This window comes from Pseudomonas sp. WS 5071 (assembly GCF_012985765.1).
In the GTDB taxonomy this organism is placed as follows: Bacteria; Pseudomonadota; Gammaproteobacteria; order Pseudomonadales; family Pseudomonadaceae; genus Aquipseudomonas; species Aquipseudomonas lundensis_A.
In genome coordinates this window covers 55,340-80,726 of record NZ_JAAQWY010000002.1, presented here as the reverse complement: position 1 = coordinate 80,726, position 25,387 = coordinate 55,340, and the positions used below count along the sequence as shown (strand labels likewise).

General features: G+C 61.0%; 28 protein-coding genes. 21 read left to right on the top strand and 7 right to left on the bottom strand.

All coding sequences use genetic code 11. From position 1 onward, the window contains the following. Positions 1-81 precede the first annotated feature (81 nt). The 10 genes from HBN61_RS01555 to HBN61_RS01510 all read left to right on the top strand — a co-directional run bounded on the left by HBN61_RS01555 (position 82) and on the right by HBN61_RS01510 (position 9,046). Positions 82-453, top strand: a complete 372-nt coding sequence (locus tag HBN61_RS01555; protein WP_162199707.1) for a chemotaxis response regulator CheY — start codon at positions 82-84, stop codon at positions 451-453. Between the two features lie 21 nt (positions 454-474). After that, a complete protein-coding gene (locus HBN61_RS01550; protein ID WP_094992268.1) occupies positions 475-1,263 on the top strand; it encodes a protein phosphatase CheZ in 789 nt (262 codons plus the stop codon). Between the two features lie 11 nt (positions 1,264-1,274). Next, complete coding sequence (locus HBN61_RS01545; protein WP_170046026.1) at positions 1,275-3,521, top strand: chemotaxis protein CheA; 2,247 nt, start codon at positions 1,275-1,277, stop codon at positions 3,519-3,521. Between the two features lie 49 nt (positions 3,522-3,570). Beyond that, entirely contained in the window at positions 3,571-4,710 is a 1,140-nt protein-coding gene (gene cheB / locus HBN61_RS01540; protein ID WP_094992266.1) for a protein-glutamate methylesterase/protein-glutamine glutaminase, read from the top strand. After that, complete coding sequence (locus HBN61_RS01535) at positions 4,710-5,450, top strand: flagellar motor protein (RefSeq protein ID WP_094992265.1); 741 nt, start codon at positions 4,710-4,712, stop codon at positions 5,448-5,450. Before cheB ends, HBN61_RS01535 begins: the two co-directional genes overlap by 1 nt. A 15-nt stretch (positions 5,451-5,465) precedes the next feature. Next, positions 5,466-6,356 (top strand): flagellar motor protein MotD, encoded by an 891-nt coding sequence (gene motD / locus HBN61_RS01530; protein WP_094992264.1) that lies wholly within the window; start codon positions 5,466-5,468, stop codon positions 6,354-6,356. 51 nt (positions 6,357-6,407) lie between these two features. After that, complete coding sequence (locus HBN61_RS01525) at positions 6,408-7,196, top strand: ParA family protein (RefSeq protein ID WP_170046025.1); 789 nt, start codon at positions 6,408-6,410, stop codon at positions 7,194-7,196. A gap of 84 nt (positions 7,197-7,280) precedes the next feature. Beyond that, positions 7,281-8,090 carry a CheW domain-containing protein gene (locus HBN61_RS01520; RefSeq protein ID WP_170046024.1) on the top strand — a complete coding sequence of 270 codons (810 nt, stop codon included), beginning with the start codon at positions 7,281-7,283 and terminating at the stop codon, positions 8,088-8,090. Positions 8,091-8,170: 80 nt separating this feature from the next. After that, the gene (locus tag HBN61_RS01515; RefSeq protein WP_094992261.1) at positions 8,171-8,653 is read left to right on the top strand and encodes a chemotaxis protein CheW; all 483 of its coding nucleotides are present in this window, start codon (positions 8,171-8,173) and stop codon (positions 8,651-8,653) included. Then, positions 8,654-9,046 (top strand): DUF2802 domain-containing protein, encoded by a 393-nt coding sequence (locus HBN61_RS01510; RefSeq protein ID WP_094992260.1) that lies wholly within the window; start codon positions 8,654-8,656, stop codon positions 9,044-9,046. Between the two features lie 52 nt (positions 9,047-9,098). Here the strand turns inward: HBN61_RS01510 and HBN61_RS01505 are convergent, their stop codons facing one another. After that, positions 9,099-9,416 carry an EscU/YscU/HrcU family type III secretion system export apparatus switch protein gene (locus HBN61_RS01505; RefSeq protein WP_094992259.1) on the bottom strand — a complete coding sequence of 106 codons (318 nt, stop codon included), beginning with the start codon at positions 9,414-9,416 and terminating at the stop codon, positions 9,099-9,101. Further along, positions 9,413-10,984 (bottom strand): flagellar hook-length control protein FliK, encoded by a 1,572-nt coding sequence (locus tag HBN61_RS01500; protein WP_170046023.1) that lies wholly within the window; start codon positions 10,982-10,984, stop codon positions 9,413-9,415. Before HBN61_RS01500 ends, HBN61_RS01505 begins: the two co-directional genes overlap by 4 nt. 245 nt (positions 10,985-11,229) lie before the next feature. Between HBN61_RS01500 and ccmA the strand changes: the two genes are divergently transcribed. From ccmA to HBN61_RS01450, 10 genes are all read left to right on the top strand, one after another. Continuing rightward, positions 11,230-11,811, top strand: a complete 582-nt coding sequence (gene ccmA, locus HBN61_RS01495) for a cytochrome c biogenesis heme-transporting ATPase CcmA (RefSeq protein ID WP_249275317.1) — start codon at positions 11,230-11,232, stop codon at positions 11,809-11,811. Next, positions 11,808-12,476, top strand: a complete 669-nt coding sequence (gene ccmB, locus HBN61_RS01490) for a heme exporter protein CcmB (RefSeq protein ID WP_094992257.1) — start codon at positions 11,808-11,810, stop codon at positions 12,474-12,476. The genes ccmA and ccmB overlap by 4 nt, the downstream gene beginning before the upstream one ends. An 85-nt stretch (positions 12,477-12,561) precedes the next feature. Then, entirely contained in the window at positions 12,562-13,320 is a 759-nt protein-coding gene (locus HBN61_RS01485; RefSeq protein ID WP_169963493.1) for a heme ABC transporter permease, read from the top strand. Further along, positions 13,317-13,493 (top strand): heme exporter protein CcmD, encoded by a 177-nt coding sequence (gene ccmD / locus HBN61_RS01480; RefSeq protein WP_094992255.1) that lies wholly within the window; start codon positions 13,317-13,319, stop codon positions 13,491-13,493. Before HBN61_RS01485 ends, ccmD begins: the two co-directional genes overlap by 4 nt. Beyond that, positions 13,490-13,948: a cytochrome c maturation protein CcmE gene (ccmE, locus tag HBN61_RS01475; protein WP_094992254.1), complete on the top strand. Its 459-nt coding sequence runs from the start codon at positions 13,490-13,492 to the stop codon at positions 13,946-13,948. The genes ccmD and ccmE overlap by 4 nt, the downstream gene beginning before the upstream one ends. Next, entirely contained in the window at positions 13,948-15,936 is a 1,989-nt protein-coding gene (locus tag HBN61_RS01470) for a heme lyase CcmF/NrfE family subunit (protein WP_094992253.1), read from the top strand. The genes ccmE and HBN61_RS01470 overlap by 1 nt, the downstream gene beginning before the upstream one ends. Next, complete coding sequence (locus HBN61_RS01465; RefSeq protein ID WP_094992252.1) at positions 15,933-16,469, top strand: DsbE family thiol:disulfide interchange protein; 537 nt, start codon at positions 15,933-15,935, stop codon at positions 16,467-16,469. Before HBN61_RS01470 ends, HBN61_RS01465 begins: the two co-directional genes overlap by 4 nt. Continuing rightward, complete coding sequence (locus HBN61_RS01460) at positions 16,466-16,939, top strand: cytochrome c-type biogenesis protein (RefSeq protein WP_094992251.1); 474 nt, start codon at positions 16,466-16,468, stop codon at positions 16,937-16,939. The genes HBN61_RS01465 and HBN61_RS01460 overlap by 4 nt, the downstream gene beginning before the upstream one ends. Next, complete coding sequence (gene ccmI, locus HBN61_RS01455) at positions 16,932-18,134, top strand: c-type cytochrome biogenesis protein CcmI (protein WP_170046022.1); 1,203 nt, start codon at positions 16,932-16,934, stop codon at positions 18,132-18,134. Before HBN61_RS01460 ends, ccmI begins: the two co-directional genes overlap by 8 nt. An 87-nt stretch (positions 18,135-18,221) precedes the next feature. Beyond that, a complete protein-coding gene (locus tag HBN61_RS01450) occupies positions 18,222-18,620 on the top strand; it encodes a hypothetical protein (RefSeq protein WP_094992249.1) in 399 nt (132 codons plus the stop codon). 45 nt (positions 18,621-18,665) lie between these two features. On the opposite strand, the gene HBN61_RS01445 is transcribed toward HBN61_RS01450, so the two are convergent. Beyond that, on the bottom strand, positions 18,666-19,388 hold the full coding sequence (locus tag HBN61_RS01445) for an SDR family oxidoreductase (protein WP_169963489.1): 723 nt from the start codon (positions 19,386-19,388) through the stop codon (positions 18,666-18,668). A gap of 133 nt (positions 19,389-19,521) precedes the next feature. On the opposite strand from HBN61_RS01445, the gene HBN61_RS01440 reads away from it, so the two are divergent. Then, the gene (locus tag HBN61_RS01440; protein ID WP_094992247.1) at positions 19,522-20,364 is read left to right on the top strand and encodes a PhzF family protein; all 843 of its coding nucleotides are present in this window, start codon (positions 19,522-19,524) and stop codon (positions 20,362-20,364) included. 28 nt (positions 20,365-20,392) lie between these two features. Here HBN61_RS01440 and HBN61_RS01435 read toward each other — a convergent pair whose 3' ends face one another. From HBN61_RS01435 to HBN61_RS01420, 4 genes are all read right to left on the bottom strand, one after another. After that, positions 20,393-22,330 (bottom strand): DNA topoisomerase III, encoded by a 1,938-nt coding sequence (locus HBN61_RS01435; RefSeq protein WP_170046021.1) that lies wholly within the window; start codon positions 22,328-22,330, stop codon positions 20,393-20,395. 186 nt (positions 22,331-22,516) lie between these two features. Further along, positions 22,517-23,518 (bottom strand): sulfate ABC transporter substrate-binding protein, encoded by a 1,002-nt coding sequence (locus tag HBN61_RS01430; protein WP_094992245.1) that lies wholly within the window; start codon positions 23,516-23,518, stop codon positions 22,517-22,519. 83 nt (positions 23,519-23,601) lie between these two features. Then, complete coding sequence (locus HBN61_RS01425) at positions 23,602-24,423, bottom strand: ion transporter (RefSeq protein ID WP_094992244.1); 822 nt, start codon at positions 24,421-24,423, stop codon at positions 23,602-23,604. Positions 24,424-24,462: 39 nt separating this feature from the next. Beyond that, positions 24,463-25,362, bottom strand: a complete 900-nt coding sequence (locus HBN61_RS01420) for an urea transporter (RefSeq protein WP_170046020.1) — start codon at positions 25,360-25,362, stop codon at positions 24,463-24,465. Between the last annotated feature and the right edge of the window lie 25 nt (positions 25,363-25,387).

Sequence of the window (25,387 nt, the reverse complement as noted above, 5' to 3'; positions counted from 1 at the left end):
AGGTTTACTGAATTGATTGAATGGCGCGCCCAGGTGCTGGGCGCGTTTTAAGACTGCTTGGAGGTCGAATTGGACAAGAATATGAAAATCCTCATCGTTGATGATTTTTCGACGATGCGGCGGATCATTAAAAACCTGCTGCGTGACCTGGGGTTCACCAATACCGTCGAGGCCGATGATGGCACCACGGCGATACCGATCCTCAATCAAGGTCATATCGACTTTCTGGTAACGGACTGGAACATGCCGGGCATGACCGGCATTGATCTGCTGCGCCACGTGCGCGCGGATGAAAAACTCAAGCACATGCCCGTGCTGATGGTGACTGCCGAAGCCAAGCGCGAGCAAATCATCGAAGCGGCGCAAGCCGGTGTTAACGGCTATGTCGTCAAGCCGTTCACTGCCTTGGCACTCAAAGAGAAGATCGAAAAGATCTTCGAACGCATCGGTTGATCGACTCGCCACGGGGGCGTTATGGAGCATAAAGAGGCTAGCCAGGGCGATTTTGAATCGACCTTGAAAAAACATGCTCGCGAGTTGGTCGACAGCCTTGAAAAAGGCCAGTTTGGCGACGCTGTGCAGCTGATTCACGAATTGAACCAGACCCGCGACCGGGGCCTGTACCGCGAAGTCGGCAAGCTGACGCGCGAGCTGCACAGTGCAATCGTCAACTTCCACATTGACCCGCACATGCCGCAAGCCGAAGAAGTGTCGCAGATCACGGATGCCACGGAACGTTTGTCGTATGTTGTGCGTTTAACGGAAGCGGCGGCCAACCGCACCATGGACCTGGTGGAGAACAGCACGCCCGTGGTCAACAGCCTGGGCGCCGAAGCCAAAACCTTGAGTGCGGAGTGGGGGCGCTTCATGCGTCGCGAGCTCAGTGCCGAGGAATTTCGGGATCTGGCGCGCCGGGTTGACGGTTTTCTGACGCGTAGCGAAGAAGAAAGCCACGTGGTCTCCGCCAACCTGAACGATATTTTGTTGGCTCAGGATTACCAGGACCTCACCGGTCAAGTGATCAAACGGGTCACGCAGCTGGTAACCGAAGTTGAAAGCAATCTGCTCAAACTGGTGCTGATGGCCAGTCAGGTTGACCGTTTCGCAGGGATCGAGCATGACCGCGAAGCACTGCGGGCTGAAAATAATCCGCAAAAAAACCTGGCGCAGGGTGAAGGTCCGCAGATTCATGCCGATAAGCGTGATGACGTCGTGTCCGGTCAGGACGATGTAGACGATTTGCTTTCAAGTCTTGGATTCTAAGGAGCACGTACATGAGCTTCGGCGCCGATGAAGAAATCCTTCAGGATTTCCTGGTTGAAGCCGGCGAAATTCTAGAGCAGTTGTCCGAACAACTGGTCGAGCTGGAAAGCCGACCGGATGATGCCGACCTGCTCAATGCAATTTTTCGCGGTTTTCACACTGTAAAAGGGGGCGCCGGCTTCCTCCAGCTCAACGAGCTGGTGGAGTGCTGTCACATCGCCGAGAACGTGTTCGACATCCTGCGCAAGGGTGAACGGCACGTCGATTCGGAGCTGATGGACGTGATCCTGGAAGCGCTGGACGCGGTCAACGGCATGTTCAGTGAAGTGCGCGAACGCGCACCGATCACGGCCGCGACGCCGGAGTTGCTGGCTGCCCTGGCGCGTTTGGCCGAGCCTGCGGCGGCACAAGCTGCCCCGGTGGTTGAGCCAGCCGCCGTGGCGCCTGCGCCGCAACCGGTGGCCGAAGACAGCGGTGACATCACCGATAACGAATTCGAGCTGTTGCTGGACTCGCTGAATGCGGTCAAAGCTGAAGCAGCGGCTGGCGGGTCTGCGGTTGCTGCGGCGCCCGTTACCGCGCCTGGACAGTCGGCTTCATCTGCCCCTGCCAGCGACGAAATTTCTGACGCCGAGTTTGAGTCGTTGCTGGACCAGTTGCACGGCAAAGGTCAGTTTGCACCAGACGCCGTGGCTGCCACGCCTGCGGCTCAACCCGCAGAACCGGCCGCGACTGCCAGTAACGAAATCACCGACGACGAATTCGAAGCGTTGCTCGATCAGTTGCACGGTAAAGGCTCGTTCAGTGCCGATGCGCTGGATGCCTCGGCCTCCGTGGCGCCTGAGGCACCGGCGGCTGTCGCACCGGCCAACCCGGACCACATCACCGATCACGAATTTGAATCGTTGCTCGACGAGTTGCACGGCAAGGGCAAGTTCACCGAAGTCCCCGCCCAGCCTGTCGCGGCCAAACCCGCTGCGGCGCCTGCGGCAGCGGCCGCTGTGGCCAGCAAGCCTGAACCGGCAGCACGCCCGGTCGCCCCGGCCCGCGCGGCAGCGGCCCACCCGGACAAACCGGCCGCCTCGGAAGCGGAAACTACAGTGCGGGTCGACACGGCGCGCCTGGACGACATCATGAACATGGTCGGTGAGTTGGTGCTGGTGCGTAACCGTTTGGTGCGCCTGGGCCTCAACAGCAATGACGAAGCCATGTCCAAGGCGGTCTCCAACCTCGACGTGGTGACCGCAGACCTGCAAACCGCGGTGATGAAGACCCGGATGCAGCCCATCAAGAAAGTGTTCGGTCGCTTCCCGCGACTGGTTCGCGATCTGGCCCGTCAGCTCAAGAAAGAAATCACCCTTGAGCTGGTGGGCGAAGAAACCGACCTGGACAAGAACCTGGTAGAAGCCCTGGCCGACCCGCTGGTTCACTTGGTGCGCAACGCGGTCGACCACGGCTGCGAAACCCCGGAAGAGCGCGAAGCGGCCGGCAAGTCTCGCTGCGGCAAGGTAATCCTTTCGGCCGAACAGGAAGGCGACCACATCCTGCTGTCCATCTCCGATGACGGCAAAGGCATGGACGCCAATATTCTGCGCGGCATTGCCGTGAAGAAAGGCCTGATGGACAAGGACGCCGCCGATCGCCTGAGCGAGTCCGACTGTTACAACCTGATTTTTGCGCCGGGGTTCTCGACCAAAACCGAGATTTCCGACGTGTCGGGCCGTGGCGTGGGCATGGACGTGGTGAAAACCAAAATCGCCCAGCTCAACGGCTCGCTGAACATCTATTCGACCCTGGGCCAGGGTTCGAAGATTGTGATCAAGGTGCCGCTGACCCTGGCGATCATGCCGACCTTGATGGTGATGCTGGGCAATCAGGCCTTCGCCTTCCCGCTGGTCAACGTGAACGAGATTTTCCACCTCGACCTGTCGCGCACCAATGTGGTGGACGGCCAGGAAGTGGTGATTGTGCGCGACAAGGCGCTGCCATTGTTCTACCTCAAGCGCTGGCTGGTGGCGTCGGCTGCCCACGAAGAGCAGCGCGAAGGGCATGTGGTGATTCTGTCGGTGGGCACCCAGCGCATCGGCTTTGTGGTCGATCAGTTGGTCGGTCAGGAAGAAGTGGTCATCAAACCGTTGGGCAAAATGCTCCAGGGCACGCCTGGCATGTCGGGCGCCACCATTACCGGTGATGGCCGTATTGCCTTGATTCTGGATGTTCCGAGCATGCTCAAACGCTACGCCGCACGGCGTATTTGATTCTGGTGGAGCGGGGCGGTTGCGTCCCGCGCCGCCTAACGGAGTGTTTATGGTAGTCAAGGTCCTGGTGGTGGATGATTCCGGTTTTTTCCGCCGCCGTGTCTCGGAGATTCTGTCCGCTGACCCGACGATTCAAGTGATCGGCACCGCCACCAATGGCAAAGAGGCGATTGATCAGGCGCTGGCGCTCAAGCCGGACGTGATCACCATGGACTACGAGATGCCGATGATGGACGGCATCACGGCCGTGCGTCACATCATGCAGAAGTGTCCGACCCCGGTGTTGATGTTCTCTTCCCTGACCCATGAAGGTGCCCGCGTTACGCTGGATGCACTGGACGCCGGGGCAGTGGATTTCCTGCCGAAAAATTTCGAAGACATCTCGCGCAACCCCGAGAAGGTCAAGCAATTGCTGTGCGAGAAGGTGCACACCATCTCGCGCAGCAATCGCCGGTTTTCCGGCTATGGCGCTTCGCAGCCGCCAGCGCCGTCGCCTGCACCACGTCCGGCGGTCAGCGGTTTCGCGCCTGCGGCCACGCCTGCGTCCCCGGCACCGACCCGCACCACGCCGATTGCCAGCCGCAGTGCACCGGCGGCAACCCCGACTTCGCCAGCGCCCAAGCGCAAAGCCTACAAACTGGTAGCGATTGGCACCTCCACGGGTGGGCCTGTGGCCTTGCAACGGGTCCTGACCCAACTGCCGGGCAACTTCCCGGCGCCCATCGTGCTGGTGCAACACATGCCTGCAGCGTTCACCAAGGCGTTTGCCGAGCGGCTGGACAAGCTGTGTCGTATCAGTGTGAAAGAAGCCGAAGACGGTGATATGTTGCGTCCGGGCCTTGCGCTACTGGCGCCGGGCGGCAAGCAGATGATGATCGACGGCCGTGGCGCGGTACGCATCCTGCCGGGCGATGAGCGTCTGAATTACAAGCCGTGTGTGGACATCACCTTCGGTTCAGCGGCCAAGTCCTACGGCGACAAAGTGCTGGCAGTGGTGTTGACCGGTATGGGGGCCGACGGCCGTGAAGGCGCGCGCTTGCTCAAGCAGGGCGGCAGCAATGTCTGGGCGCAGGACGAGGCCAGTTGTGTGATTTACGGCATGCCCATGGCCATCGTCAAAGCCAACCTGGCGGATGCGGTGTACAGCCTGGATGACATCGGCAAGCACTTGGTCGAGGCGTGTCACTGATGGATGTACTGAGCCTGATCGGCATCATCATGGCCTTCGTGGCCATCATTGGTGGTAACTACCTCGAAGGCGGCCATCTGGGCGCGCTGGCCAATGGCCCGGCGGCCCTGATTGTGCTGGGTGGCACCATCGGCGCCGCGTTGTTGCAGTCGCCGCTGAGCGCGTTCAAGCGCGCCATGCAAACCGTGGTGTGGATTTTCTTCCCGCCGCACATCGATCTGGCTGGCGGCGTGGACCGCGTCGTCAACTGGAGCCTCACGGCGCGTAAAGAAGGCCTGTTGGGGCTGGAAGGCGTGGCAGATGCCGAACCCGACGATTATTCGCGCAAAGGCTTGCAATTGCTGGTCGATGGCGCTGAGCCCGAAGCCATCCGCAGCATTCTGGAAGTCGATTTCATGACCCAGGAGAGCCGCGATATCGAAGCCGCCAAGGTGTTCGAAAGCATGGGCGGCTATGCGCCGACCATCGGCATCATCGGTGCGGTGATGGGCTTGATTCACGTGATGGGCAATCTGGCCGACCCGACGCAGTTGGGCAGCGGTATCGCCGTGGCCTTCGTTGCCACTATCTATGGCGTGGCCAGTGCCAACCTGATTCTGTTGCCCATTGCCAGCAAGCTGAAGTCGATTGCCATGCGCCAGTCGCGTTACCGCGAAATGTTGCTCGAAGGCATTCTGTCGATCGCTGAAGGCGAGAACCCGCGTTCCATTGAGTTGAAGCTTCAGGGCTTCATGGATTAATGGAGAGTTTGCGCTATGTCCCGTCGCCGTCGGCAGCCTGAAGAACACGTCAATCACGAGCGCTGGCTGGTGTCCTATGCGGACTTCATCACCTTGCTGTTCGCGTTTTTCGTGGTCATGTATTCGATCTCTTCGATCAATGAAGGCAAATACAAAATCATCTCCCAGGCACTGGTGGGGGTGTTCAACGATGCCGAACGCACGATGAAGCCGATCCCGATTGGTGAGGAGCGGCCATTGACCACCCAGCCCGCCAAGCCTCTGGTCAAAGACAGCGAGCAGACGGATGCTGGCATCGGGCAGATCACCAGCGACCCGCTGAAAACCATTGCCGATGACATCACGAATGCGTTTGGCGACTTGATTGCGTCCAACCAGTTGACCGTGCGCGGCAATGAGTTGTGGGTCGAGATCGAGCTTAATTCCAGCTTGCTGTTTGGCAGCGGCGATGCGATGCCCAGCGATGTGGCGTTCAGCATCATCGACAAGGTGGCGGCGATCCTCAAACCGTTCGATAACCCGATCCACGTCGAAGGGTTTACGGACGACTTGCCGATCCGTACGGCGCAGTACCCCACCAACTGGGAACTGTCGTCAGCCCGTTCAGCGAGCATCGTGCGCATGCTCGCCATGCAAGGGGTCAACCCGGCCCGCATGGCGTCGGTGGGCTATGGCGAGTTTCAGCCAGTGGCCAATAACGCCACGCCCGAAGGCCGTGCACTGAACCGGCGGGTGGTGCTGGTGGTCTCGCGCAACCTGGATGTGCGCCGCAGCCTGACCGGCACCGGGAGCGCCCATGCCACGCCGGATGCAGCCTTGAAGCGGGCTGGCACACAAACTGCACCGCCGGTATCAACGCCGCCGGTTCGCGGGAATGCCGTCAATTCTCCGTCGCCGGCCCTTTAACTGAATGCCAATTCTCGGCCAGGGTTTTTTGCCGCCGGGAGGAACACGCTAATGAGAGTCTGGGCAGTAGCCAATCAAAAAGGTGGCGTCGGTAAGACCACCACATCCATTGCTCTGGCCGGTTTGCTGGCCGAGGCGGGCAAGCGCGTGGTGGTGGTCGACCTGGACCCCCACGGCTCGATGACCAGTTACTTCGGTTACGACCCCGATGCCCTTGAGCACAGTAATTACGACCTGTTCCTGCACAAGGGGCAGGTGCCGGAAGGCTTGCCGGGGCAACTGTTGCTGCCGACCAGCCATGACCATATTTCGCTGCTGCCTTCGAGTACGGCGCTGGCGACGCTGGAGCGCCAGTCGCCGGGCCAGAGCGGTCTGGGGCTGGTGATTGCGCGCGCGCTGGCGCAGCTTTGGCAAGACTACGATTACGCGATCATCGACAGCCCGCCGTTGCTGGGGGTGTTGATGGTCAATGCGCTGGCGGCCAGCCAGCAATTGGTGATTCCGGTGCAGACCGAACATTTGGCGGTCAAGGGCCTGGAGCGCATGGTCAATACGCTGGTAATGATTAACCGCTCGCGCAAGCAGGCGCTTCCGTTCAGCATCGTTCCGACCTTGTTCGACCGACGCACCCAGGCATCCATGAGCACCTTGCGGGTGCTGCGCGATTTGTACCCCGACACCATCTGGCAGGGTTACATCCCGGTGGACACGCGCTTGCGCGATGCCAGCCGGGCGGGCCTGGCACCCTCGCAATTTGACCCCAAGAGCCGTGGCGTGGTGGCGTATCGCGCCTTGCTCAAGCATTTGCTCAGCCGCCAGCTTTCACCGCAGGTGGCCTGAGGTGCCCATGCATTCAAGTAACAAAGTGATGCGGCCGATAACCTTCAAAGGTCACGCAAGCGCTTACGGGATGTGGGTCACGTTATGAAGCAACCTGTAATGATTCCTACGCGTCCGCAATTGGCGTTGCAGTCTTACCTCGACGGTTTGTTGCAAGAGGCCACTGAAGAGCTGCTGCTGGTCGAGCTTGAACCGATCATGCCGGTGGCAGAGCCGGTTGAGCGCGATGATTTTGCCGCCGCCGTGCTCGAAGAGCAGGTGCGCGATGCGGTGCCGTTGCGCACGCCTGAGGTTGTGCCTGCCGAGATTGCGCAGGTGGTCGACACGCAAGGCGCTGTGGCCCAGCCGCTGGTCGAGGTGCACCTGCCCGCCACGCCGGGCGGTAACGCGCCGCTGCGCAGCGACGGACGCCCGGCCTGGGCTGCCGAGCCTTTTGAATGCCTGTTGTTCGATGTGGCAGGGCTGACACTGGCCGTGCCGCTGGTGTGCCTGGGGTCGATTTATTCACTGGCCGGGCGTGAGTTGACGCCCTTATTCGGCCAGCCTGAATGGTTTCTCGGCATTCTGCCGAGCCAGAGTGGCAACCTCAAAGTGCTCGACACCGCGCGCTGGGTGATGCCCGACCGCTACCGCGACGATTTCCGCGAAGGTTTGCAGTATGTGATTTCGGTTCAGGGTTACGAATGGGGGCTGGCGGTGCATCAGGTCAGCCGTTCGTTGCGCCTGGACCCCAATGAAATTAAATGGCGCACCCAGCGTGGCCAGCGGCCATGGTTGGCGGGCACCGTGATTGAGCACATGTGCGCGCTGCTGGATGTGTCCGAACTGGCCGAGCTGATCGCCAGCGGCGCGGTCAAGCACATGAGCAAAGCGGCGCCCGTGCCACACACATAACACAACATTAACGACCGGGCCTCGGCGCGGTCAGACAGCACACTCGCCGCTTAAGCGGTATTTAGTCAGGGGTTTGGGGTATGAATCAGTCAAGTGCAAAGGCGTCGTCCGAAGATCCGATCCTGCAATGGGTTACCTTCAAGCTGGACAACGAGACCTACGGCATCAACGTGATGCAGGTCCAGGAAGTGTTGCGCTACACCGAAATCGCACCCGTGCCGGGTGCGCCTTCCTACGTGTTGGGCATCATCAACCTGCGCGGCAACGTGGTGACGGTGATTGACACCCGCCAGCGTTTTGGACTGTTGAACGCCGAGATTACTGACAACACGCGCATCGTGATCATTGAAGCCGACAAGCAAGTGGTCGGGATTCTGGTCGACAGCGTGGCGGAAGTGGTTTACCTGCGCCAGTCTGAGATTGAAACAGCGCCGAACGTGGGCAACGAAGAATCCGCCAAGTTTATCCAGGGCGTGTGCAACAAAAACAACGAACTGTTGATTTTGGTTGAGCTGGACAAAATGATGAGCGAAGAAGAATGGTCGGACCTGGAGAACATCTGATTGATGCTTGAGGGAGCGGTACTCGTCCTGGGCTTGTTGTGGTTGCTGACGGTGTGGATGTTCGTGTCCTACGTTCGCGGCCAGCGCCTGATCGCGGCACAACAGGCCGCAGGGGATGCGCTGCGCGATCAGCGCATCAAGGAACTGGGGAGGCGGCTGGACACTTACCAGAACGGCAGCGTGCAAATGGGCGAAGAATTGCATGAACTGCGCGCCGTGGTGGCACCGTTGCCTGAGAAGTTGACCCAGCTGGAACAGCGCGACCCGACCAGCCTGTCGTTTTCCCAGGCGGCGCGTCTGGTGGGCATGGGTGCCAGCATCGACGAACTGACCGAGTCCTGTGGCTTGACCCAGGCAGAGGCTGAGTTGATGAGCAAGATGCACAAAGGCTAGGCGTTCTGGATCTGGCACAGGTTTGCCCCGCGCTCTGCGGGGCAGGCGTGGGTCATTCGGGGGTGATATCGCGCTCTTGCATGGGCGGGTTCGAATCAAAGCCAGTCGGAAATTTCCCTTTAAGCTGCCAGGCGAAGGCGATGATTTCAGCCAGTGTGCGGTACAACTCTTGCGGGATGCTGTCCCCCAACTCCATGCGCGCCAGCAGTTTCACCAGCTCGGCATTCTCGTAAATCGGGACTTCATACTCGCGGGCGAGTTTGAGAATGGCTTCGGCCAGTTCGTCGTCGCCCTTGGCGGTGAGGGTCGGTGCCTGTTTGCCGTCATATTTGAGGGCAATCGCCTGACGCGGCGGGTTCGGTGTGCTCATGCGGTTTCGTCCACCCAGCGTTGTTCCAGTGGCCTGTGGTTGCCCTGAGGCGGTGTGCCCTGATGGCAGTCGAGGTCGGTCACGCTCAGGCCAGCGTCGTTCAGGCGCTGGCGCAAGAGGCCGAGTTGGCTTTCGATCAGGTCTGCGGTGAAGGCGTGTTGCGCCCAGAGTTGCCCCGACAGGTTGCCGCGCAACAGTTGCGCCTGCACGTGCAGCGGCCCGAGCGGGGCGAGGTCGAAGGCGAGTTCCACGCGCCACAGCGCGTCTTTGATTTCGCGGGTTTCACGCTTGTCTTCCGGGGCTTGTTCGGGCGGGTCTTCGCGCTGGAATTTCACTTGCAGTGGCACGATGTCGTGGGCGTTGCGCATGGGGATTTCCAGCTGCCAGGTGGTGAGGACGCCGCCGTCCGGGGTGCGACCGCTTTGTTCCAGACTGGAGAGTTGGTGGCTTTGCAGGCGGGAAATGGCGGCCGCCGCCAGTTTTAACAGGCTTTCGAGGCTGTCTTCACCTTCTGCGCTTTGCAGGGTACGGCCAGGCAGCGGGAAGCCGCCCGGTTGGGGCTTGGCACTGACCTGACCGAGCATGCCCAGGGCGTTGCGCACAAAGGTGGGCATGGCTTGGGCCTGTGCGCTGGCGGCCATGCCGGGGTTGAACGCACTGCTGGACGGAATGCCCGGTGCGATCTGGGCAATCAGGCGCAGCAAGGTGGCTTTGAGGTCGGGGGCCAGGCTTTGCGCTTGGCCGCCCAGCAGCTTGGCCTCAAGAAACCCTCCGCTGTTGAGCAAGGCGTCGCTCAGGCCTTTGCCAGTGCTTAATTGCGCGGGTGTGGGCAAGCTGGCGAGCAGTTTGTCGATGGACGCGCGCACGTCGGCGGGTAACGTGTCGCCGGGCGGCAGTTTTTGCAAGGCCGTCAGCAGCCCATCGAGCGAGCCCTGCGCGCGCTGTTGTGTGACCAGGTGTTGCGCAATCGCCAGTTGATCCTGTCGCCCGCTCAGGGGCACGAACGTGAGACTTTGCTCGCCTTGCACCCGGGCCGTCAGCAGGCTGCCGATGCGCAAGGGGTGCGGGCTGTCCAGTGCCAGGGTGGTGCCGCTCAGCGCGGTGTTGAGCAGGGTCACCAGTGAGCGGTAAAGGGCGGGCTGCCCCGTGGGTTGCGGCACGAGTTGAGTGGTCAGCACTTTGCCTTGCAGCAAGGTGCCTAAGGGCAGTTGTCCGGTGTCGAGGCGGGTGAGGGTGGCGACACTGCTGCTCAGTGCCTGCTGCACGCTGATGGCCAGGCTGCCGGAGGTCGGTTGGGTGACAGCCAACTGCGTGCCTTGCGGCAAGGGAAACGGGCTGTTGGCTTGCACATGGGTTTGGCGCCCGCCCGCCAGTGTGAGTTTGAGCAACAGTTGAAACGCGAGGTTGTCCTGCTTGAGCGATAGCACTTCGGCCTGGGCGCTTTGGCCGGGGCCAATCAAGCCATCGAGGGGCTGCAACAATTTCAGCAGTTCACCGCCCACCACGCCTGCACGTGCACCGTTTGCCACGGCGGCTGGGAGCGGAGGAATATTCATGTCGCCTTTCATCGTTACAACCTGTCGAAATTGCCCTCTTTAGAGTAGGACATGGCATGTATAATGCCGCCCCGTCGTTCAGAGGGCAGCAAAACTTCAAAATTGTTTGATCCAGCTCTCTGAAACAGGCCGCAAATGCATTTATCCTGCATCACTTTAACGGCCGCGCCTGAGCCGACTTGAACCGTGAAGGCCTCAATTACGTGACCAGCCCTCTTCTAGAAGCCGTAGCGCTCGCCTGTGAGCGTGACTGGCGGATGTTGTTCGAAGACCTCGAATTGCGTCTGGCCAGCGGTGACATGTTGCAAATCAGCGGCCCCAACGGCAGCGGCAAAACCAGCCTGCTGCGCTTGTTGGCCGGATTGATGCAACCGACGGCGGGTGAAATTCGCCTCAATGGCCAGCCTTTGAGCGGCCAGCGCACTGAACTGGCCAGCAACCTGCTGTGGATCGGGCATGCGGCCGGGATCAAAGACCTGCTGACGGCCGAAGAGAACCTCAACTGGCTGTGTGCCTTGCATCGCCCGGCCTCGCGCGATGCCATCTGGGCCGCGCTGGCCGCCGTGGGCCTCAAAGGCTTCGAGGACGTGCCGTGCCACACCTTGTCGGCCGGTCAGCAACGGCGTGTCGCGCTGGCCCGCTTGCACCTCGACAGCCCGCCGCTGTGGATCCTCGACGAACCCTTTACCGCGCTCGACAAACAAGGTGTCGCCCAGCTTGAAGAACATCTGGCCCGTCACTGTGAGCAGGGCGGCATGGTGGTGCTCACCACGCACCACACCTTGAGCCGCCTGCCTGCCGGGTATCGCGACATAGATTTGGGGCGTTGGGCCGTATGAGTGTGTTTGCTGTGCTGGTGGCGCGCGAGGCGCGCCTGTTATTCCGTCGTCCGGCTGAACTGGCCAACCCGCTGGTGTTCTTCGCCATCGTGATTGCCATGTTCCCGTTGGCGGTCGGACCCGAGACTCAATTGTTGCAAACCTTGTCTCCGGGGCTGCTCTGGGTGGCAGCCCTTTTATCGGTCCTGCTCTCGCTGGACGGGCTTTTCCGCAGTGATTTCGAAGACGGATCGCTGGAGCAGTGGGTCCTTTCGTCGCACCCCCTTGCTCTACTGGTGTTGGCCAAAGTACTGGCACACTGGGCGTTTTCCGGATTGGCGCTGGTGATTCTGTCACCCGTGCTGGCCTTGATGCTGGGGTTGCCGGTGGCGTGTCTGCCGGTATTGCTGATGTCGTTGTTGCTTGGCACGCCGGTCCTGAGTTTGCTCGGTGCCGTCGGCGCTGCACTGACGGTGGGTCTCAAACGGGGCGGTCTGTTGCTCGCGTTGTTGATCCTGCCCCTCTATATCCCGGTGCTGATTCTGGGCAGTGGCGCTTTGCAGGCGGCACTCCAGGGGATGCCCGCGACCGGTTATCTGCTGTGGCTGGGCAGCCTGACGGCCCTGGCAGTAACCCTGACACCGTTTGCGATAGCGGCCGGCCTGAAAATCAGCGTCGGCGAATAATGAGGTCTGGCCATTCATTGGCCAGTAAAGACCCTGGCTGGGATGGCACTCAACCTGCCGTGACCGGCACCGTGATGGAAACAGCGTGATGAACTGGACTTGGTTTCACAAACTCGGCTCGCCCAAATGGTTCTATGCCATCAGCGCACGCCTGCTGCCGTGGTTGAGCATCGCCGCCGTGCTGCTGATCGTAAGTGGTGTGGTGTGGGGGCTGGCCTTCGCGCCACCGGACTACCAGCAAGGCAATAGCTTTCGCATCATCTACATCCATGTGCCCGCCGCGATGCTGGCCCAGTCCTGCTACGTGATGCTGGCGGTCTGCGGCGTGGTGGGCCTGGTATGGAAGATGAAAATCGCCGATGTCGCGTTGCAGGCCGCCGCCCCGGTGGGCGCCTGGATGACCGCGGTGGCGCTGGTGACTGGCGCGGTCTGGGGCAAGCCGACCTGGGGCTCTTGGTGGGTGTGGGATGCGCGCCTGACCTCGATGCTGATCCTGCTGTTTCTGTATTTCGGCCTGATTGCCCTGGGCAATGCCATCACCAATCGTGACAGCGCAGCCAAGGCCTGCGCCGTGCTGGCGATTGTCGGCGTGATCAATATCCCGATCATCAAATACTCGGTGGAGTGGTGGAACACCCTGCACCAGGGGGCGACGTTCACCCTCACCGAAAAACCGGCGATGCCCATGGAAATGTGGCTGCCACTGCTACTGACCGTGGTGGGGTTTTATTGTTTCTTTGGCGCCGTGGTGCTGCTGCGCATGCGTCTGGACGTGCTCAAGCGCGAAGCCCGCACCCATTGGGCCAAAGCTGAAGTGTTGAAAGCGCTGGAGGGTGCGCGATGAGTTTTGCTTCTTTTGGCGACTTTATCGCCATGGGCCATCACGGTGTGTATGTCTGGACCTCTTATGGCATTTGCCTGGCGGTACTGGCGCTGAACGTGGCGTTGCCGATCATGGCGCGTCGGCGTTATCTGCAACAAGAGGCGCGTCGTCTGCGCCGGGAGAACACGAAGTGAATCCGCTGCGTAAAAAACGTTTGATCATCATTCTGGCGATTCTGGTCGGTGTCGGCGCTGCCGTGGCCTTGGCCTTGAGCGCCTTGCAGCAGAACATCAACCTGTTTTATACCCCGACCCAGATTGCCAATGGCGAAGCACCGCTGGACACGCGCATCCGTGCGGGTGGCATGGTGCAGGACGGCTCGCTGAAACGCTCCGGCGATTCGCTGGACGTCGAATTCGTGGTGACCGATTTTAACAAGTCAGTGACCATTCAATACCGCGGCATCCTGCCGGATCTGTTCCGTGAAGGGCAGGGCATCGTGGCGCTGGGCAAGCTCAACGCCCAGGGCGTGGTAGTGGCGGATGAAGTGCTGGCCAAACACGATGAAAAATACATGCCGCCTGAAGTGACCAAGGCGTTGAACGAAAGCGGTCAATCCGCGCCTGCACCGGCCAACGAGGTTAAGTGATGACGTTCGGACTGTTTATTCCGGAATTGGGCCAGTTGGCCATGATTCTGGCACTGTGCATTGCCATCGTGCAGGCCATCGTGCCGCTGCTCGGGGCGTGGCGTGGTGACAAGTTGTGGATGAGTCTGGCGCAGCCAGCGGCCTGGGGCCAGTTCGCCTTTTTGCTGTTTGCCTTTGGCTGCCTGACCTGGTCGTTCATGGCCGATGATTTCTCGGTGGCGTACGTGGCCAGCAACTCCAACAGCGCGCTGCCGTGGTACTACAAATTCAGCGCGGTGTGGGGCGCCCACGAGGGTTCGCTGCTGTTGTGGGCGATGATTCTCGGTGGCTGGACCTTCGCCGTGTCGATCTTCTCGCGCCAGTTGCCGCACGTGATGCTGGCGCGGGTGCTGTCGATCATGGGCATGATCAGCGTCGGTTTCCTGCTGTTTCTGATCCTGACCTCCAACCCGTTCACCCGCCTGCTGCCGCAAATGCCGGCCAACGGCAATGACCTCAACCCGTTGTTGCAAGACATCGGCCTGATCGTGCACCCGCCGATGTTGTACATGGGCTACGTGGGCTTTTCGGTGGCCTTTGCATTTGCCATTGCTGCCTTGCTGGGCGGGCGACTGGATGCAGCCTGGGCGCGCTGGTCGCGGCCGTGGACCATTGTGGCGTGGGCGTTCCTGGGCATCGGCATCACCCTGGGCTCGTGGTGGGCTTATTACGAGCTTGGCTGGGGTGGCTGGTGGTTCTGGGACCCGGTGGAAAACGCCTCGTTCATGCCTTGGCTGGTTGGCACGGCACTGATTCACTCGTTGGCCGTGACTGAAAAACGCGGCGTATTCAAAAGCTGGACCGTGTTGCTGGCCATTGCTGCATTCTCCTTGAGCTTGCTGGGCACGTTCCTGGTGCGTTCGGGTGTGCTGACGTCGGTTCACGCGTTCGCCTCGGACCCTGAGCGCGGGGTATTCATCCTGATCTTCCTGCTGTTTGTGGTGGGCGGCTCGTTGACGCTGTTTGCATTGCGCGCGCCGGTGGTCAAGAGCCAGGTCGGCTTCAACCTGTGGTCCCGTGAAACGCTGTTACTGGGCAACAACCTGATTCTGGTGGTGGCAGCGTCGATGATTCTGTTGGGTACGCTGTACCCGATGGTGCTCGATGCCCTGACTGGCGCCAAGATGTCGGTCGGCCCGCCGTATTTCGATGCGCTGTTTATCCCGTTGATGGCGGTGTTGATGGTGGTGATGGCGGTGGGCGTGCTGGTGCGCTGGAAAGACACGCCGGTCAAGTGGCTGCTGGGCATGCTGACCCCGGTGCTGCTGGGCAGTGCGGCGTTGTCAGCGATTGCCGGTGTGGCGTATGGCGATTTCAACTGGGCAGTCATGACCACCTTTATGCTGGCCTCGTGGGTACTGTTGGCCGGGGTGCGCGACATTGGCGACAAAACCCGCCACAAAGGGCTGTTCAAAGGCCTGCGCAGCCTGACCCGCAGTTATTGGGGCATGCAGATTGCGCACCTGGGCATTGCTGTATGTGCCATTGGCGTGGTGTTGTCGAGCCAGAACAGTGCCGAGCGCGACCTGCGTTTGGCGCCGGGCGAGTCCATGGAGCTGGGCGGTTATCACTTCATTTTTGAAGGTGCCCAGCATTATCAGGGCCCGAACTTCACTTCGGACAAAGGCACCGTGCGCGTGGTGCGCAATGGCAAGGAAGTCAGCGTATTGCACCCGGAAAAACGCCTGTACACCGTGCAGTCGTCGATGATGACTGAGGCCGGTATCGATGCCGGTTTCACCCGCGACCTGTATGTGGCGCTGGGTGAACCCTTGGGTGATGGCGCGTGGGCTGTGCGGGTTCATGTCAAACCGTTTGTGCGCTGGATCTGGCTGGGTGGCTTGCTCACCGGGTTTGGCGGGTTGCTGGCGGCGCTGGACCGCCGTTATCGGGTCAAGGTGAAAAGCCGCGTGCGAGAAGCGCTGGGCATGACAGGAGCCACCGCATGAGACGCTGGTTGATGCTGATTCCGCTGGCCATTTTTCTGGCCATGGCGGGTTTTCTCTATAAAGGGTTGTACCTGGACCCGACCGAGTTGCCGTCAACCCTGATCGGCAAGCCGTTTCCGGCGTTCAGTCTGCCCTCGGTCGAGGGTGACAAAACCCTCACCGAAGCCGACCTCAAAGGCAAGCCGGCACTGGTCAACGTCTGGGCCACGTGGTGCATTTCATGCCGCGTCGAGCACCCGGTGCTGACCAAACTGGCCGCTCAGGGTGTGGTGATCCATGGGGTTAACTACAAGGACGTCAACGCCGATGCGCAAAAGTGGCTCAAGGAATTCCACAACCCGTATCAACTGGACATCAATGACGAAGCCGGTTCGCTGGGTCTGAATTTGGGCGTGTACGGCGCCCCGGAAACGTTCCTGATCGACAGCCAGGGCATCATTCGTCACAAGTTCGTCGGCGTGATCGACGAAACCGTGTGGCGTGAACAACTGGCGGGCAAATACCAGGCGCTGGTCGACGAGGCTAAACCATGAAGCGCTGGTTTGCGGCCCTGGTCTTTGGCCTGACCCTGACAGGGGTGGCCCAGGCGGCCATCGACACCTATGAGTTCAAGAACGACGCCGAGCGCGACCGTTTTCGCGAGTTGACCAAAGAGCTGCGTTGCCCCAAGTGCCAGAATCAGGACATTGCCGATTCGAACGCACCCATTGCCACCGACTTGCGGCGCGAGATTTTCCGCATGCTGGGCGAGGGCAAGGACAACCAGCAAATCATCGACTTCATGGTCGACCGCTACGGCGATTTCGTGCGTTACAAACCGGCGCTGACCGGCAAGACCGCGATCCTGTGGTTCGGGCCGCTGGTCTTGCTGCTGGGCGGGTTTGTGGTCATCGGCGTGATCGTGGGGCGCCGTCGCACCCGCCGCGCCACCCGCACGGACACCCTTTCTGCCGAGGAGCGTCAGCGCCTCGACACTTTGCTGGATAAAACCAAAGATGATTGATTTCTGGCTTGCAGCCGGTTTGCTGCTACTGATCGCCCTCAGCTTTATCTTGATCCCCGTCTTGCGCGCTCGCCGCGCCCAGCGTGAAGAAGACCGCACTGCACTCAACGTCGCGCTGTATCAGGAGCGTGTGGCCGAGTTGCAGGCGCAACGCGATGACGGCGTGTTGACCGACGCGCAATTGGAGGCAGGCCGGGCGGAAGCTGCGCGTGAGCTGCTGGCCGACACGGAAGGTGCTGCTCCGGCGCGGGTGTCCAGCCTCGGTAAATTGGTGCCCCTGCTGGCTGCCTTCATGGTGCCGGTGCTGGGCGTGGCGCTGTACATGCATTATGGCGCGAGCGACAAGGTCGAGCTGACCCGTGAGTTTGCCCAGCCGCCGCAGTCCCTTGACGAAATGGTGGCCCGCCTGGAGCGCGCTGCGGTCGCGCAGCCCGAATCGGCCGAAGGCCTGTACTTCCTCGGTCGTGCTTACATGGCGCAAAACCGTCCGGCCGATGCCGCCAAGGTGTTTGAGCGCACCGTAGCGGTGGCCGGTCGCCAGCCTGAACTGCTGGGGCAGTGGGCACAGGCGCAGTACTTTGCCGACAACAAGCAGTGGAGCGACAAGACCCAGGCGTTGACCGATGAAGCGCTGAAGGCGGACCCCAAGGAAGTCACCAGCCTTGGGCTGCTGGGCATCGCGGCGTTTGAAGCCAGGCGCTATCAGGAGGCCATTGGCTACTGGCAGCGGCTGATGAACGAACTGCCTGAAGGCGATGCATCCCGCGCCGCCCTGGAAGGCGGCATTCAGAAAGCCCGCGAGCAGTTGCAGGCCAGTGGCGAGAAGGTTGAAGCGGCACCTGTTGCCAAGGCCGAAGCGTCGATCAACGTCAGCGTGGACTTGGCCGACGCGGTGAAAGCCCGTGTGCTGCCCACCGACAGCGTGTTCATTTTCGCCCGTGCCGTGACCGGACCGCCCGCGCCATTGGCGGTCAAGCGGGTGACGGTTGCTGATTTGCCGATCACCGTGGCGCTGGGTGACAGCGACGCGATGATGCCGCAATTGAAACTGTCGAACTTTCTTGAAGTCCAACTGGTTGCGCGCGTCTCTCGTGCTGGCCAACCGACAGCAGGCGAATGGGCCGGGCGCAGCAAACCGCTGTCCAGCAGCACCACTGCGCTGCAACAGCTGATCATCGACAGCCCGGACCAGTAGCCGGTCCACATTGTCCCCGCGGGCACGCGCGCGCATCGCGAAGCACCTGCGCGCCGGCGGGGACAATTAACGACAAGAGAACACAGTATGAGACCGCTTGCCCGCATCACCTTGCTCAGTTTCGCCTTAGGCCTGAGCGCCTGTGCGGTTCATCAGCCTTCGGATCAGCAGGCTCCAACCGCGCCTGCGCGCGTGCCGCAGCCGTCATCGCCCGCGGCAAAGCCGTTGCCCGACATGCCGATTCCCAAGCCGCCAAAACCGCTGCCGCGGACGTCGGCCACTTTTGCTCCGCCACCGGGCGGGCCAAGCCATTGGGATGCGCGTTTGGGGGTGTATGTCTTGGATGCTCAGCCGAACACGTTCTATCGCCAGCGCACGTACTACCGCTGGAGCAACGGCTGGAGCCGTTCTGTCAGCCCGAACGGGCCGTGGGAAGAGACCGACATCAGCGGCGTGCCGCCGGGGTTGAGCCGGCAGTTCAAGTAAGTTGAACGGCGACCTGCACAGGTCGCCGTTTTTTATGGCGCGTCGTTAAAACGCGGCTTTGCCCACCGATGCACCGCCGTCAACGAACAGGGTTTGGCCCGTGATATAGCCGCTGTTTTCAGACAGCAAAAACGCAATCGCAGAGGCAATCTCGTGGGGTTGGCCCAGGCGCGCCATGGGTACGCCTGCCAGATAACGGGCTTCGCCTTCGGACCCCGGCGGGTTGTTGGCGCGGAACAGCTCGGTTTCGGTCGGGCCGGGTGCTACGGCGTTGACGGTGATCCCGGTTTGCGCCAGTTCCAGCGACCACGAGCGGGTGAAACTGACCAGCGCGGCCTTGGCTGCCGCATAGGCCGTGCGCTGCGTGATGCCCAGCACGGTCAAGCTGGAAATGTTCACGATACGTCCCCAACCCCGGGTGCGCATGCCTGGCAGCAGGGCTTGAGTGGCTTGTAAAGCCGAATGCAGGTTGACCCGCATGACGTCGTCGAAGGCTTCCAGATCAATCTCGCCCAACGCCTGCGGGCGCACCAGCCCGACGTTGTTAACCAGCCCGTCAAATGCAAAGCGTTCGCTCAGTTCGGCCAGGACCTGCGCACTGCGCGCACGGTCCGCCAAGTCCAGCGCCACCAGCGTGCCGGGGAAGGAAGGGTCGTCGGCATGGCGCGCAATGCCGACGACGGTGTGGCCTGCTTCTGACAGATAAATCGCCAGCGCGCGTCCGATTCCTTTACTGGCGCCGGTGATGAGAAAGGTACGTGCGGTCATGCTGAACTCCAGAGTGAAAACTGGCGGGGATAATACCTTGTCACGTGGGGCGCGAGATTCTATGTTGCGGGCTACCCGACCCAGCACCCGTGCGGGCACTGCCATGGGGGTGCGTATTTGACAGGAGTTGCGTGTGAATCAATTCGAATTCAAGCAAGTGGATGTGTTCAGCAGCAGTGCGCTCAAGGGCAACCCCGTGGCCGTGGTGTTAAACGCCGACGGCCTGAGTGATGCGCAGATGGCGGACTTTGCCCGCTGGACCAACCTCAGTGAAACCACCTTCGTACTCAAACCGCGCAACCCATTGGCCGATTATCGCTTGCGCATCTTCACCACCCTGCGCGAATTACCCTTTGCCGGGCACCCGACGTTGGGCAGTTGCCATGCCTGGCTTGAAGCCGGGGGGCAGCCCAAGGCACAAGAAATTGTCCAGGAATGCAGCGCCGGCCTGATCGGCATTCGGCGCGAGGCTGGACAACTGGCCTTCAAGGCGCCGCCCTTGTTGCGCAGCGGGCCGGTGGATGAGGCTCTGATGCAGCGCATCTGCTCGGGTTTGCGGATTGAACCGCAGGCGGTGGTACGCGCGAATTGGGTCGACAACGGGCCGGAATGGGTGGCCATCATGCTGCGCGACCGCGCGCAGGTGCTGGCTTTGGAGCCGGACTACCCGCAACTGTTGGGGCTGGCTTTGGGGGTGATTGCGCCGTGGGACAGCGAGAAGGACGGCGATGACGCTCATTTTGAAGTGCGTGCCTTTATCGCCGGGGACGGTATGCAGGAAGACCCGGTCACCGGCAGCCTGAACGCCGGTCTGGCGCAGTGGCTGATGGCCGAAGGGCTGGCGCCGGAGCGTTATGTGGTGAGCCAGGGCACCGCGATGGCCCGGGCGGGCCGTGTCGCTATTGAGCGCGTCGGTGCAGATATTTGGGTGGGCGGCGCTGCCGTGACGTGCATCTCGGGCCGCCTGGCGCTTTAAGCACAAGGCTTGCAGCACAGGTGCCCGATCAGGCGCCTGTGGCCTTAACGGCACGTTTGGCCTTGGGTTTGCCTGCGGCTGCCTTGCGTTTTTTCTTCCACGGGGGGGCGCCCCCCGCCGGGCTGGCCGGGCCGCGCAGGTTCATTTGCAGGCCGCTGCAACGTTCGATGTGTTTGCTCATCCATGCCGCCTGTTTGGCGACGAAGATGTCGAGGCTCATTTCGCCGCTTTGCACCATGTCTAGCGCTTGTTCCCAGATCGCCGTGGTGCCGGGGTCTGCGATGGCGCGTGGCACGGCGTCGATCAGGCTGAAGGCCGCTGGCGTGGCCGCCAACGCCTTGCCGTTTTTGTTCAGATACCCGCGGTCCAGCAAGCCCTGAATGATCCCGGCGCGGGTGGCTTCGGTGCCGATGCCGGTGGTGTCCTTGAGTTTTTGCTTGAGCAGCGGGTCCTGGACCCACTTGGCGACGTTTTTCATGGCCTTGATCAAGTCGCCTTCGGTGAACGGCTTGGGCGGCTGGGTCCACAGGTCTTTGAGCAGCACGTTCGCCACAGCGCAATCGAGGCCCTCGTTCAGGCGCGGCAACGGCTGAGGTGCCGGGGCTTCGCGGCCCTTGGCAGGGGCGAGGGCTTCAGGCAGGGCGCGCTTCCAGCCCGGTTCGACAATTTGCTTGCCCACCGCTCGCAGCGCATGCCCCGCGCAGTCGAAATCCGCCTGAGTGCGATCGTACTCATGGTTGGGCAGGAATTGCGCCAGATAGCGCGCGCGAATCAATGTGTAGACGGCCCGCTGCTTACCGCTCAGGCGTTCGAGGTTTTTTGCGGCGGCCGTGGGGATGATGCCGTGGTGAGCGCTGACCTTGGCGTCGTTCCATGCCCGAGAACGGCGTTGCGGGTCCAGAAAACCTGCCAGCGGCTGCAAGGCTGGATCGGCCTGCTGCAACGCCCCGAGGATTGAAGCGGCTTCCGCGTGCTGGCTTTGTGGCAGGTAGCCGCAGTCGCTGCGCGGGTAGGTGATGACTTTGTAGGTTTCATACAGTGACTGGGCGATGTCGAGGGTTTCTTGCGCGCCCAGCCCCAATTTCTTGGAACATACTTCTTGCAACGTGCCGAGGTCGAACGGCAGCGGCGCGACTTCACGCATGCGCTCGGTGCGCAGTGAGATCACCCGTGCGGTGCTGGCGTTTTGCATTGCCATGGCGGCTTGCTGCGCGTGGGCCTGATTCAGGCAGCGGTCCTGATCGTCGCAGGTGTCAGGGGCGGGGCGCCATTGCGCGATAAACAGGTGCCCGTCATGGTTGAGTTGCACATCAATGGCCCAGTAGGCGACGGGGATGAAGTCGTTGATGCTGCGGTCGCGGTCCACCACCAGGCGCAAGGTCGGGGTTTGTACGCGGCCAACAGGGAGCACACCCTGGTAGCCCGACTGACGCCCGAGCAGGGTAAACAGGCGGCTCATGTTCATGCCGATCAGCCAATCGGCCCGGGAGCGCCCCAAGGCCGCGTGATACAGGTTGAAGGTCTCGGCGCCGGGCTTGAGCGCGGCCAGTGCCTTGCGGATCGAGGCGTCGTCCAGTGCCGACAGCCACAGACGCTGGATCGGCCCGCGATAGCGGCAGTGTTCGATCAGCTCGCGGGCGATCATTTCGCCTTCACGGTCGGCGTCGGTGGCGATTACCAGCTCCCGGGCTTCGCCCAGCAGGCGCTTGACGGCTTTGAACTGGCTGGCGGTTTTGGGTTTGACGCGCATCTTCCACTGCTGCGGCACGATGGGCAGGTCGGCCAGCACCCAGCGTTTGTAGCGCTCGTCGTAGGCGTCGGGCGGAGCGGTTTCGAGTAAATGACCGATGCACCAGGTGACGGTGGCATTGGGGCCCACCCAGCAGCCGTCACCGCGACGGCTGGCGCCGAGCACGGCCGCAATATCTTTGGCCTGGGAAGGTTTTTCACACAAAAACAGCCGCATCGTTTCACTCGTTCATGCTGCGCAGAAGGTGCACAGCATGGCAGAGATTGAAATCGGGGCAACTGTTTTTACTGTATTTATGTACAGCTCAAGGTGCAGGTGCTGTTGTCGCTGATGAGGCGCGAGGTGTCGATCAATGTCGAAGCCTCGCGTCACCTGACAGCCGTTGCGGCCGTGTCGCAGGGGTTAATTGGGCGAGTAGACCTGATCGAACACGCCGCCGTCATTGAAGTAGGTTTTTTGCACCTCGCGCCAGTCGCCGAAGGTTTTCTCCACAGAGAGAAAGTCGACTTTCGGGAAGCGATCGCTGTACTTGGCCAGAATCTCCGGGTTACGTGGGCGCAGGTAGTTTTTAGCTGCGATTTCCTGACCTTCAGGCGACCACAAATACTTCAAATAGGCTTCAGCCACCTCACGCGTGCCTTTTTTGTCGACCACTTTGTCGACCACAGTCACTGGCGGTTCAGCTTCGGCCGAAACGCTGGGGTAAATCACTTCGAACTGGTCGCGGCCAAATTCACGGGCGATCATTTCCGCTTCGTTTTCAAAGGTCACCAGCACGTCGCCGATCTGGTTGGTCATGAAGGTGGTTGTCGCTGCACGGCCGCCGGTGTCCAGAACGGGCACTTGTTTGAACATCTTGCCGAGGAAGGCTCTGGCTTTTGCTTCATCCCCGCCGTTTTTCAGGACATAGCCCCAGGCGGACAGGAAGGTGTAACGGCCATTGCCCGAGGTTTTCGGGTTCGGCACGATCACTTGCACGCCATCCTTGACCAGGTCCGGCCAGTCTTTCAGGGCTTTGGGGTTACCTTTGCGCACAATAAACACGGTGGCCGAGGTGAACGGTGCACTGTTGTTCGGCAAGCGGGTGACCCAATTCTCAGGCACCAGTTTGCCGTTATCGGCCAGGGCATTGATGTCGGTGGCCATGTTCATGGTGATGACGTCAGCGGGCAGCCCGTCGATCACCGAGCGTGCTTGTTTGCTGGAGCCGCCGAACGACATTTGCACCAATTGCTTCCCGTCGTGTTGCGCCTCCCAGTGTTTTTGGAACGCCGGGTTGTAGTCTTTGTAGAAATCGCGCATGACGTCGTATGACACGTTCAGCAGCGGCTTGGGAGCGGCTTGGGCGATGCCCATAAACGCCAGGCTGGCGGCGAGCACAGAGGCGCTAAAAAGGTTTTTCACTGCTCATTCCTTGTTGTCGGTGCAAATTGCCAGCAACTATAGCCGCTGACGTTTAGTGCTTAAAAGATTAAAAAAATCAGTGCTTATGCATTTTTGGTAAAAAGTGCATTTCCGCAGCGCGAACAAAAAGACGCCGATTGTTCATGGCGTTCTTTTTTGCAGGTGGGGCAGTTGTGTTTGAGCTGTTCGCCGCGCATGGCGTTGGCCAATTCGGCGGTGAAAATCCCGGTGGGCACAGCGATGATCGAGTAACCGGTGATCATCACCATGGCCGAGATAATTTGCCCGAACGGGGTCTTCGGCACGATATCGCCGAAGCCCACCGTGGTCAGGGTGACGATGGCCCAATAGATGCTGACCGGGATGCTGGTAAAACCGTTTTCAGGCCCCTCCACCACGTACATCAGGGTGCCGAATACTGTGACCAGCGTGGAAACGCTGACCAGAAACACGATGATTTTCTGCTTGCTGCCGCGCAGGGCCGAGAGTAGGTAATTGGCCTGACTCAAGTAGGGCACCAGCTTGAGTACCCGAAAGATTCGCAGCATGCGGATGATGCGAATAATCAACAGATACTGCGCATCGCTGTAATAGATCGCCAGAATTCCCGGCACGATGGCCAGCAAATCCACCAGCCCGTAAAAGCTGAACGCGTAGCGCAGGGGTTTGGGTGAGCAATACAGACGCAGGCCGTATTCCACGGCAAAGACAAACGTGAAACCCCACTCGATGTAGGCCAGGAGGTTGGCGTAATCGCGGTGGATGCTGTCGATACTGTCAAGGATCACCACCACCAGGCTGCACAAAATAATCAGCAGTAATGTGGTGTCGAAACGGCGTCCGGCGGGGGTGTCGGCTTGAAAAACCATCACGTAGAGCCGCTGGCGCCAGTCGTTGTTATTCATGTACGAAGCTCGAATCTCAAAGGTAAGAAGATTCGGGGATTAGCGCTCAATGCGCAACCGTGATTGCTCATTTGCCGGTTTTAAAAGGCGCACGCTGGCGTGTACCAGCCAGCAACTGAGAATAAATGGCGCGGTCAGCGCAGGCAGCCCGAGCGCGGCAAAACCGGGCGTGAGCAGTACGGCAAGCAGGATGCCAGCCAACGGTCGCCAGGGCTGACGCGTGTGCTGGCTCAACGCCAACGCTGCCAGCGCCGGGTTATAGCCCGCCAGTCCGCTTAATGCAGGGGCCGGGTCGTGCTGTAGCAGATGCAACCCCATCCCCGCGAAAGCGCCTGCCAGCGCCCACAGGGCAGCGCGGCGGCTGCTCAGCCACAGCCCGGTCACTACCAACAGGCCAGCGATGGGGGATTGCAACAGCATGACTTGGCCGATGCCAGTCAACAGCCCTTGCGTGAGCGTGAGCCCGCTCAGTTCTGCTACGGGGAGGGTCGCCGTTACGGGCGCTGGATTGACGCTGAGCAGCAGCCACCCAAGACCGACGAAAGGCGCCGTATACGCCATGAGGCGATTACCGTCAGGCGCCCGTTTGAGCCATTGATGGACCAGCATGGCGCTCAGTCCGGCACTGGCAATGATTAGCAAGGGCAGCATGGGCGACCACGGCAGTTGATGGCTCAGGAGCAACCCCAGCAACACGCCGTTGTAACTGTAGAGCCCGGCCTGCCGCTCGGGTTTGGGGTAACCGCGCCGTTGTGCGGTCAACAGACCGCTGATCCCGCCCAGCAGCGCGCCACCCAACAGCGCAGGCGCGCCGACCACAATGGCCAGCAAACAGAGCACGCCGCAGAGCGGGTGGCGTTGCAGGAAAATCTGGCTGAAGCCGTTGCACAGGGCCGTCGCCCAATCCGGACACGGCTGGCTGAATGAAGGGGCGTGCATGGTGATGACACACTTCAGAGGGGAA